Source organism: Cupriavidus sp. 8B (genome assembly GCF_054589115.1).
This window is the reverse complement of sequence record NZ_BAAILO010000647.1, coordinates 37,172-45,429: the sequence shown is the minus strand read 5'-3', so window position 1 is coordinate 45,429 and position 8,258 is coordinate 37,172. Positions and strand designations below refer to the sequence as shown.

Below are 8,258 nucleotides of genomic sequence, written 5' to 3'. Positions count from 1 at the left end.
CTGGCATCAAATTGTCGGCGTTGTCTTGTCATCTGTTTCCTCGTCGATATGGATTGTCACCCTATCGACCTGTCCGAGGAAATTAGACCACTGCAGCTCCGCTTCATGTGGTTCCTAGCTAAGCCACCCCTCTCCCCAACCCTCTCCCCCTGAGGGGAGAGGGACTAACTGCCGTCGTCATTTCAAACGGCTTTGGCGCACTTTGTCGGCTTCGGCCGATGCTTCCTACCCCCCGATATAAGCCTTCCGAATCCCTTCGTCCTTGAGCAGCGTGTCGCGATCGCCTTGCATCACGATGCGGCCGCTCTCGATCACATACGCGCGGTGGGCGATGCCCAGCGCCGCGTAGGCGTTCTGCTCGGCCAGCAGCACGGTGGTGCCGGCGCGGTTGATGCGCTGGATCACCTCGAACATCTGCTTGACCACCAGCGGCGCCAGGCCCAGCGACGGCTCGTCGAGCAGCAGCGTGCGCGGGCGGCCCATCAGCGCGCGGCCGAGCGCTACCATCTGCTGCTGGCCGCCGGACAGCGAGCCGGCCGGATCGTCCTTCTTCTGCCGCAGGATCGGGAACATCTCGAACACGTCTTCCAGCGAGCGCTTGATGCCGGCGGCGTCGCGGCGGTGCACGTAGGCGCCCAGCGTCAGGTTCTTCTGCACGCTCATGGCGGGAAACAGCTTGCGCCCTTCGGGGCAATGCACCAGCCCCGCCTGCACGATCTGCGAGGGCTTCATGCCGGCCAGCTCGCGCCCGTCAAAGCGCATGCTGCCGCCGCTCGTGCGGTGGATGCCGCTGAGCGCCATGAAGATCGAGCTCTTGCCGGCGCCGTTGGCGCCCAGCAGCACCACCAGCTCGCCGGCCGCGGCGTTGAGCGTGATGTTGTCGAGCGCGCGGAAGCTGCCGTACGAAAGCGAAACGCGTTCAAGCTGCAACATGGTCGGCTCCCAGATAGGCTTCGATGACCTGCGGGTCGCGCTGGATCTGCGCGGGCGACCCCTCGGCGATCTTCTCGCCGTAGTTGAGCACCATGATCTTGTCGGCCAGCCGCATGATCATGTCCATCTTGTGTTCGATCAGGCAGACCGTCTTGCCGTGGCGGACCATCTTGCGGATCAGTTCGGCCAGCCCCACGGTCTCCTCGGGGTTCACGCCGCCGGCGGGTTCGTCAAGCAATAGCAGTTCGGCATCGGTTGCCAGCGCCAGCGCAAACGCCACGCGCTTGCGCTCCTCCTGCGTGATGTCCGCCGCCACTTCGTGCGCCAGGTGCGTGAGGCCCACGAAGTCGAGCGCCTCCTCGGCCTTGGCGCGGCACAGCCGTTCTTCCTCGCGCAGCCGGCGCGTGTTGAAGATCACGTCGGCCAGCCCCGATTGCGTGCGCAGCCGGTGGCCCACGATCAGGTTGTCCAGCACGGTGGCGCGGTCGAACAGGTGCGTGGCCTGGAAGGTGCGGGCCACGCCCAGCCGGGCGATCTGGTCGGCGCGCAGGCCGGCCACGTCTTGCCCCTTGAGCAGGATCTGCCCGGAGCTGGGCGCATGGGTGCCGGCGATCAGGTTGAAGAAAGTGGTCTTGCCCGCGCCGTTGGGGCCGATGATGGCGTTGATATGGCCCGTCTCGAAAGTGATCGAGACATCGTGCACGGCGGTCAGGCCGCCGAATTTCTTGGTCAGGTTGCGAATCTCAAGCATGGTCGGCCCCTGCGTTGGCGCTGTTGGCGGCGGTGGCATTCGGGTTGGCGACGACGGGTGCGCCGGCCTGCTGCGCGCGGCTCCTGCCACCGCGGCGTGCGGCGGCGGCGCGCCGCGCCTGGCGCTTGGCCCACGAGCCCACGATGCCGTCCGGCACGAAGATGATCAGCAGTACCAGCACCGGCCCGAACACCAGCATGCGGTAGTCCTGCAGGAACTGCAGTGTCTGCGTGACCCACGGCACCAGCACCGCGCCCAGTAGCGGTCCCAGCAGGGTGCCCGTGCCGCCCACCAGCATCGCCATCACCATCTCGAAGGTCAGGTCGGTGCGCGCAATGTCCGGGCCGAGAAAGCGCACCTGGCCCGCGTACAGCGCGCCGGCAAAGCCGGCATAGCCCACCGACAGCACGAACGACAGCACCTTGGTGCGCATCAGGTTGATGCCCAGCGCCTCCGCCAGCGCGTCGCTGTTGCGCACGGCCATGAAGCTGCGGCCCAGCAGCGAGGTGACGATACGGTGCATCAGGAAGGTGCCTGCCACCAGGAAGAACAGCACCAGGTAGTACTGTGCCTGCACGTTGTCGAACGCGAGCGGCCCCACCGAGGCCGGCACCGGGATGCCGATCAGGCCCACGGTGCCGTGCGTCAGGCTTTCCCACTTTTCGATCAGCAGGTAGATGATGTAGCCGATGCACAGCGTGAAGATGGAGAAATAATGGCCCTTGAGCCGCAGCGACACCACGCCGACGAAGTAGCCCACCACCATGCACACCACGCCGGACAGCACGAACGCGGCCCAGAACGGCACCTGGTGATCCACCGTGAGAATGCCCAGCGTATAGGCGCCGATGGCCATGAAGCCGCCATGCGCCAGGTTGAGCTGGCCGGTGTAGCCCGTGATCAGGTTCAGCCCCAGCGTGGCGATGGCATAGATGAAGGCCAGCGTCATCACCGTCAGGTAGTAGCTGTTGGGCATGACCAGCGGGAACGCGATGGCCAGCGCCAGCAACAGGGCCCAGCCGGTCTTGCCTTGCAGTGTCTTTGTCATGGTGCGCTCCTTATGCGGCCTTGCCGGCAAACAGGCCTTGGGGCCGGATCGACAGGATCAGCACCAGCAGCACGAAGGCGATGATGTCCTTGTAGTCCGTCGAGACGTAGAAGCCGCCGAAGCTCTCGGCCATGCCGATGATCAGCCCGCCCACGATGGCGCCGGGGATGCTGCCCATGCCGCCGAGGATGATGATGACGAAGGCCTTGGTGATCACCAGGTTGCCCATGCTCGGGTAGACCAGGTTGATCGGCGCGTAGAGCGTGGCGGCAATGGCGGCGAGCGCGCCGGAGATGGCGAACACCAGCAGCGTGACACGCGTGGCGTCGATGCCCACCAGCGCCGCGCCCTCGCGGTTCTGCGCCATCGCCACGATGGTGGAGCCGGTCACGGTGCGCATGAGGAACAGGTGCAGCAGCACCATCAGCCCGAAGGCCGCGGCGATGATCAGCAGCCGTTGCGCCGGCGCGGTCAGGCCCATCACTTCCACCATCTGGCCATACGGGGTGGGCATGCGATGGAAATCCGCGCCCCACATCGCCTGCGCGCCGGCTTCGAGGAACAGCATGATGCCGATGGCGGCAATCATGTCGTGCAGCTCCGGCGCGTTGCGCAGCGGATGGAACACCAGCCGGTCGGCCAGCATCGACAGCGCAGCCACTGCGACGGCGGCAGCGCCCATGGCCAGCCAGTAGTTCACGCCCAGCGACGTCATCATGTAGTACGAGACGTAGGCGCCAGCCATGTAGAAGGCGCCATGCGCGAAATTGGGTACGTGCAGGATGCCGTAGACCAGCGTCAGGCCCAGCGCAACCAGGCTGTATACGCCGCCCAGCGTCAGGCCGTTCAGGACTTGTTGAAGAAACAATGTCACGGGCTTACCTCATGCGACTTTTTCGAATCACGAACGAAGGCACGCAAGCCGCGTTGCGGGCTGCGTGGAATTGGCGGCGCCGCGCAAAAAAATGCGGGGCCACTCGGTCAGGCGGCGTGAGGATCAGCCGCGGGGCGGTGCGGCCTGGTGAATGGCGTGATGCATGCTTGGTCTCCTGTGCGATGCGGAAATGGCCTGCCGTGCAGGCCCCGGGTGCGGTGTCGTCGCGTACCGTGAAGCGCCACGCATGTCTGCGTAGGTATGTTCCAGCACGATCGTTCGTTTTCATTGACTGTTGCATACGGCCTGAGGCACAGTCAAGAGATACGGAATAGTCTTCCGCACAGCGAAATAGCCGGCTTACCTCTGGTCCGCAGCCTCCGATTGTGGCCTCAGGTCTGCTTTCCGCACCCAGTACCCAAGCGTTATCGCCACGTATGAAGCGCACCTCGTCGATCCCGCTTTCGCCTGCCTCCGCGCATGCCGCAGCCGTGCGCGCCGCCGATGCGCCGCACGATGGCGGGGAACCAGACACCGACCGCGACGACCGCAATTTCGTCACCGCGCTGGCGCGCGGGCTGGACCTGCTGCGCGCCTTCGGCCCGCATGACGATTACCTTGGCAATGCCGAGCTGGCGCGGCGCGCCGGCATCCCGCGCCCCACCGTTTCACGCCTGACCTACACGCTTACCAGCCTGGGCTACCTGATCTATTCCGCGTCGCTGGAGAAGTACCGGCTCGGCCAGGGCGCGATGGTGCTCGGCCAGCGTTACCTTGCCGGCTCGGGCATCCGCGAGATCGCGCAGCCGCTGATGCAGTCGCTGGCGTTCGCCACCGATTGCACGGTGGCGCTCGCCACATCGGACCGTCATGAGATGGTGTATCTGGAAGTCTGCCAGCCGCGCGGCGCGCTGGTGATGCGGCTGGCGCCGGGCTCGCGCCTGCCCACCGCCACCTCCGCCATCGGGCGGGCGTGGCTGGCCGGGCTGGAGCCGGAGCGGCGCGCCGCCATGCTGGCCGACCTGGAGCGCCACTACGGCGCGCGCTGGCCCGCGATCCGCATCAAGCTCGAGCGTGCGCTGCGCGACTACGCCAAGCGCGGCTTCTGCCTGGCGCACGCGGAGTGGGACCGCACGGTGAGCGGCGCGGCCGCGCCCGTGGTGCTCGAAGGCGGCGCGGAAGTGCTGGCCATCAACATCGGCGGCGCGGCCACGCGGTTGACACCGGAAATCCTCGACGGCAACCTTGGCCCGCGCATCCGCGAACTGGCCGAAGCGCTGCAGGGCCGCCTGTGGCAGGGGCGCGGATAGCACATCGCCATCGCCCCCGCGTATCGCATTCTCACGGCCTCAGGGCCATACATCTAGCTGGCAATACAGACATAGCAAACAAAGGAGACAAAGATGGAGATTCGCAACAAGACCGTGGTGGTGACCGGCGCGGCCACCGGTATCGGACGCGCGCTCGCGCTGGCATTCGCAGCCGGCGGCGCGCGCGGCGTGGCCGTGGCCGACCTGGACGGCAAGGGCGCGCAAGCGGTAGCCGAGGAAGTGGCCAAGGCCAGCCCGGACTGCCAGGTGTTCGCGCAGCAAACCGACGTGGCCGATGCCGCCGCGGTGCAGGCGCTGGCCGATGAAGCCACGCAACGCTTCGGCCAGATCGATGTGTTCTGCTCCAACGCAGGCATCATCCTGCGCAAGGGCCTGGACGCCAGCGCAGAGGAATGGCAGCGCATCTGGGAGATCAATGTCATGGCCCACATCCACGCCTCGCGCGCGGTGCTGCCGCAGATGCTGGCGCGTGGCGATGGTTATTTCGTCAATACCGTATCGGCCGCCGGGCTGCTGTCGCAGATCGGCTCGGCGCCTTACGCCGTGACCAAGCACGCCGCCATCGGCTTTGCCGAGTGGCTGTCGATCACCTACGGAGACCGCGGCATCAAGGTCAGCTGCATCTGCCCGCAGGGCGTACAGACGCGCATGCTGTTCGGGGAGGACGGCGAGCGCAAGGGCTTCCTGCAGGCCGGCTCGGTCACGCCCGAGCACGTGGCGCAGGTCACGCTGGAAGGCGTGAAGGATGAGCGCTTCCTGATCCTGCCGCATCCGGAAGTGCTCGAGTATTACCAGCGCAAGGGACAAGATTACGATCGCTGGCTAAAGGGAATGCGTCGGCTGCACGATAAGGTCATGGCGGAGTTCGGCGGCACGGTGGTTTAAGCGTGGCGTGAACCCCCGCGCGACAGTCAGTTGAGTCACCGCTGGCGGAGGACGGGCGCAAGGCCTTGCCCCTTTCCGCCGGCAGCGTGCAAGACCAGTTCGACATCAAAATAAAGCCGATAATCGGGAGACATACCATGCGTTGCAATCCTTTCGCAGCAGCCGTCCTGGCCGCCTGCGCCGCCTTCGCCGTGCCCTCGGCCCAGGCCGACACCTATCCCTCCAAGCCGATCCGGATGGTCGTGGGATTTCCCAGCGGCGGCGCGCCCGACATCCTGGCGCGCATCTTCTCCGAAAAAATCTCGCCCTCGTGGGGCCAGCCCGTGGTGGTGGACAACAAGCCCGGCGCGGGCGGCAACATCGGCGCCGAGGCCGTCGCGCATGCCGCGCCGGATGGCTACACGCTGGCGCTTGGCACGGTCGGCACGCACTCCATCAATGGCTCGCTATACAGCAAGATGCCGTACGACATGGTCAAGGATTTCACCCCGGTGATCCTGGTCGCGTCCACGCCCAACGTGCTGGTGGTCAACCCCTCGGTGCCGGCCAAGAACGTGGCGGAACTGATCGCGCTGGCCAAGGCCAAGCCGGGCAGCCTGACCTTTGGCACGCCCGGTGTCGGCACCTCGCCCCACGTGGCGGGCGAGATGTTCAATGCGCTGGCCGGGGTCAAGCTCACGCACGTGCCGTACAAAGGCCGCGCCATGGCCATTCCCGATCTGCTCGGCGGCCATATCAGCATGATGTTCGACAACCTGCCGTCGGCAATGCCGGTGATCAAGGAGGGCAAGGTGCGGGCGCTGGGCGTGACCAGCGCGAAGCGCTCGCCGTCGGCACCGGATATTCCTACGCTGGCGGAGCAAGGGCTGCCTGGGTTCGATGCAGACTCGTGGTTCGCCATCTTCGCGCCGGCGAACACGCCCAAGGATGTGATTGCGAAGCTGAATACGGAGCTCAACCGGATTTACCAGCTTCCTGATGTGCAGGCCAAGTTGAAGACGTTGGGGCTGGATCCCATCCTTGGTACGCCGGAGAAGCTGGCTGGTTATCAGAGGGCTGAGATTGCCAAGTGGGCGAAGGTGGTGAGGGATTCGGGGGCCAAGGCGGAGTGAGTGGTTTGGGGTCACTTGGCTGGTTGCGTGGGGGGGATTGCTGCTTGTTTGGGCGGGGTCGCTGTTTGTTTCAATGGCGTTGGCTCTTGCACCCAAAAGGAGCGGCGATGGCGTTTGGACCCAAAAGCCATACGACATCCCCCTTCGGGGGCTGCCGGTCACTCTTCTTTACGCGGCAAAGAAGACTAACGAGAAGAAAGCCGCCCTGCCGGGAGCAGAGCAATAAGGCTTTCGAATCTCGGTGGTTTCGTCGTACGGCCCAGAGTGCAGGCGGGCTTCTGCCGGTACCGGATTGAAGGGCCACGAACCTGCTAGTGTCCCGTTCCGCTGATTCGTTCGCAAAGTCTGTTGAGCTTGGAGCAGGAATTGTAGGTTGGGGGAAAGGTGCGATGTGTATTGCTTGTGGCCCGCTGACGCGGGGGGCTCTTGTGGGCGGGGTTTTCATGCTTCTAGTGTCCCGTTCCGTTGTTAACGGATCTATATTTTTGTAGGATGTTGGTATCGACGAACGGGAGATGCCAACATGCCATGGGACGACCGAAGCTGGATCTGGTGTTGAGCGAAGACGAGCGGTCTCAACTTGCGTTGATGGCGAGTTCACGGAGCATCCCAGCGTCGCTGGTTGCGCGGGCACGCATCGTTTTGGCTTCTGCGGCGGGCGAGCCAAATAGTGAGAGCTCTTTAGGGCGGGGTTTTGATGCTTCTAGCTGCTGATGCAGGATAGCGTGAGTGGGCGGTGTTTTAGCGCTTCTAGCTGCTGATGCAGAATAGGGTGAGTGGGCGGTGTTTTTGGCGCTTCTAGCTGCTGTCGCGGCTGTACGGTGTTGGCGGTTTTAGAACGTGTGAGATGTCACTTTTCTTTACTCGTAAAGAAAAGTAACCAAAAGAAAGCGATCCTTGCAGGAGGCTGGCGTGTCGGGGTTGCGCAGCCCAAGGGTTTCGTCGTCAGGCCCTGGGTGCTAATGGACTCGTGCCGTTACCAGTTTAGATCACCACGACCCTGCCAATGCCCAGAGATTCGTGGTGGTCCCCCCGGTAGCGGCCACCACGAATTTCAAGCCGTCTGTCGCTCGCAGCGCGGGCGGCCACGAAGTTGCAGGCGTCCCGTTTTCGTCGTGGGCGCGGTGGCACCGCCGGAATAGTCTTGAGGGATTCACCACCGCGCCCACCCCACCACGAAACCATCACGGCGTGATATATCGTGATGCTCCGATCCGGTACCGGCAGATGGGCGAATGGGCAGGGATGCTACTACCGGGGGCCTCACCACGAAACCAGCGTCATCCGCAGGATCGTGGCCATTCAAACCGGTAACGGCACGAGT

General features: G+C 64.6%; 7 protein-coding genes and 1 pseudogene. 4 read left to right on the top strand and 4 right to left on the bottom strand.

What is annotated here, in order from left to right; genetic code table 11:
* Nucleotides 1-225 precede the first annotated feature (225 nt).
* Genes ACYP5B_RS51740 through ACYP5B_RS51725 form a run of 4 tightly spaced genes read right to left on the bottom strand, consistent with a single transcriptional unit; the run spans nucleotide 226 to nucleotide 3,606 of the window.
* Nucleotides 226-933, bottom strand: a complete 708-nt coding sequence (locus ACYP5B_RS51740; protein ID WP_318237523.1) for an ABC transporter ATP-binding protein — start codon at nucleotides 931-933, stop codon at nucleotides 226-228.
* On the bottom strand, nucleotides 920-1,684 hold the full coding sequence (locus ACYP5B_RS51735; protein WP_318237522.1) for an ABC transporter ATP-binding protein: 765 nt from the start codon (nucleotides 1,682-1,684) through the stop codon (nucleotides 920-922). The genes ACYP5B_RS51740 and ACYP5B_RS51735 overlap by 14 nt, the downstream gene beginning before the upstream one ends.
* Nucleotides 1,677-2,732: a branched-chain amino acid ABC transporter permease gene (locus ACYP5B_RS51730; protein ID WP_459575273.1), complete on the bottom strand. Its 1,056-nt coding sequence runs from the start codon at nucleotides 2,730-2,732 to the stop codon at nucleotides 1,677-1,679. Before ACYP5B_RS51730 ends, ACYP5B_RS51735 begins: the two co-directional genes overlap by 8 nt.
* A gap of 10 nt (nucleotides 2,733-2,742) precedes the next feature.
* On the bottom strand, nucleotides 2,743-3,606 hold the full coding sequence (locus ACYP5B_RS51725; RefSeq protein WP_459575272.1) for a branched-chain amino acid ABC transporter permease: 864 nt from the start codon (nucleotides 3,604-3,606) through the stop codon (nucleotides 2,743-2,745).
* A 437-nt stretch (nucleotides 3,607-4,043) separates the two neighbouring features.
* Between ACYP5B_RS51725 and ACYP5B_RS51720 the strand changes: the two genes are divergently transcribed.
* The 4 genes and pseudogenes from ACYP5B_RS51720 to ACYP5B_RS51705 form a co-directional block, all read left to right on the top strand.
* Nucleotides 4,044-4,916, top strand: a complete 873-nt coding sequence (locus tag ACYP5B_RS51720; RefSeq protein WP_459575271.1) for an IclR family transcriptional regulator — start codon at nucleotides 4,044-4,046, stop codon at nucleotides 4,914-4,916.
* A gap of 93 nt (nucleotides 4,917-5,009) precedes the next feature.
* Nucleotides 5,010-5,822, top strand: a complete 813-nt coding sequence (locus tag ACYP5B_RS51715; protein ID WP_150993598.1) for an SDR family oxidoreductase — start codon at nucleotides 5,010-5,012, stop codon at nucleotides 5,820-5,822.
* A gap of 137 nt (nucleotides 5,823-5,959) precedes the next feature.
* Nucleotides 5,960-6,934: a Bug family tripartite tricarboxylate transporter substrate binding protein gene (locus ACYP5B_RS51710; protein WP_400102873.1), complete on the top strand. Its 975-nt coding sequence runs from the start codon at nucleotides 5,960-5,962 to the stop codon at nucleotides 6,932-6,934.
* A 528-nt stretch (nucleotides 6,935-7,462) separates the two neighbouring features.
* A pseudogene (locus ACYP5B_RS51705) lies at nucleotides 7,463-7,609 on the top strand (IS630 family transposase); the annotation flags it as partial.
* Nucleotides 7,610-8,258 lie beyond the last annotated feature (649 nt).

What these genes read in the sequence shown, in the direction of transcription:
- ACYP5B_RS51720 (WP_459575271.1), top strand. Translation starts at nt 4,044, where the DNA reads ATGAAGCGCACCTCGTCGATCCCGCTTTCGCCTGCCTCCGCGCATGCC.
- ACYP5B_RS51730 (WP_459575273.1), bottom strand. Translation starts at nt 2,732, where the DNA reads ATGACAAAGACACTGCAAGGCAAGACCGGCTGGGCCCTGTTGCTGGCG.
- ACYP5B_RS51715 (WP_150993598.1), top strand. Translation starts at nt 5,010, where the DNA reads ATGGAGATTCGCAACAAGACCGTGGTGGTGACCGGCGCGGCCACCGGT.
- ACYP5B_RS51710 (WP_400102873.1), top strand. Translation starts at nt 5,960, where the DNA reads ATGCGTTGCAATCCTTTCGCAGCAGCCGTCCTGGCCGCCTGCGCCGCC.
- ACYP5B_RS51735 (WP_318237522.1), bottom strand. Translation starts at nt 1,684, where the DNA reads ATGCTTGAGATTCGCAACCTGACCAAGAAATTCGGCGGCCTGACCGCC.
- ACYP5B_RS51740 (WP_318237523.1), bottom strand. Translation starts at nt 933, where the DNA reads ATGTTGCAGCTTGAACGCGTTTCGCTTTCGTACGGCAGCTTCCGCGCG.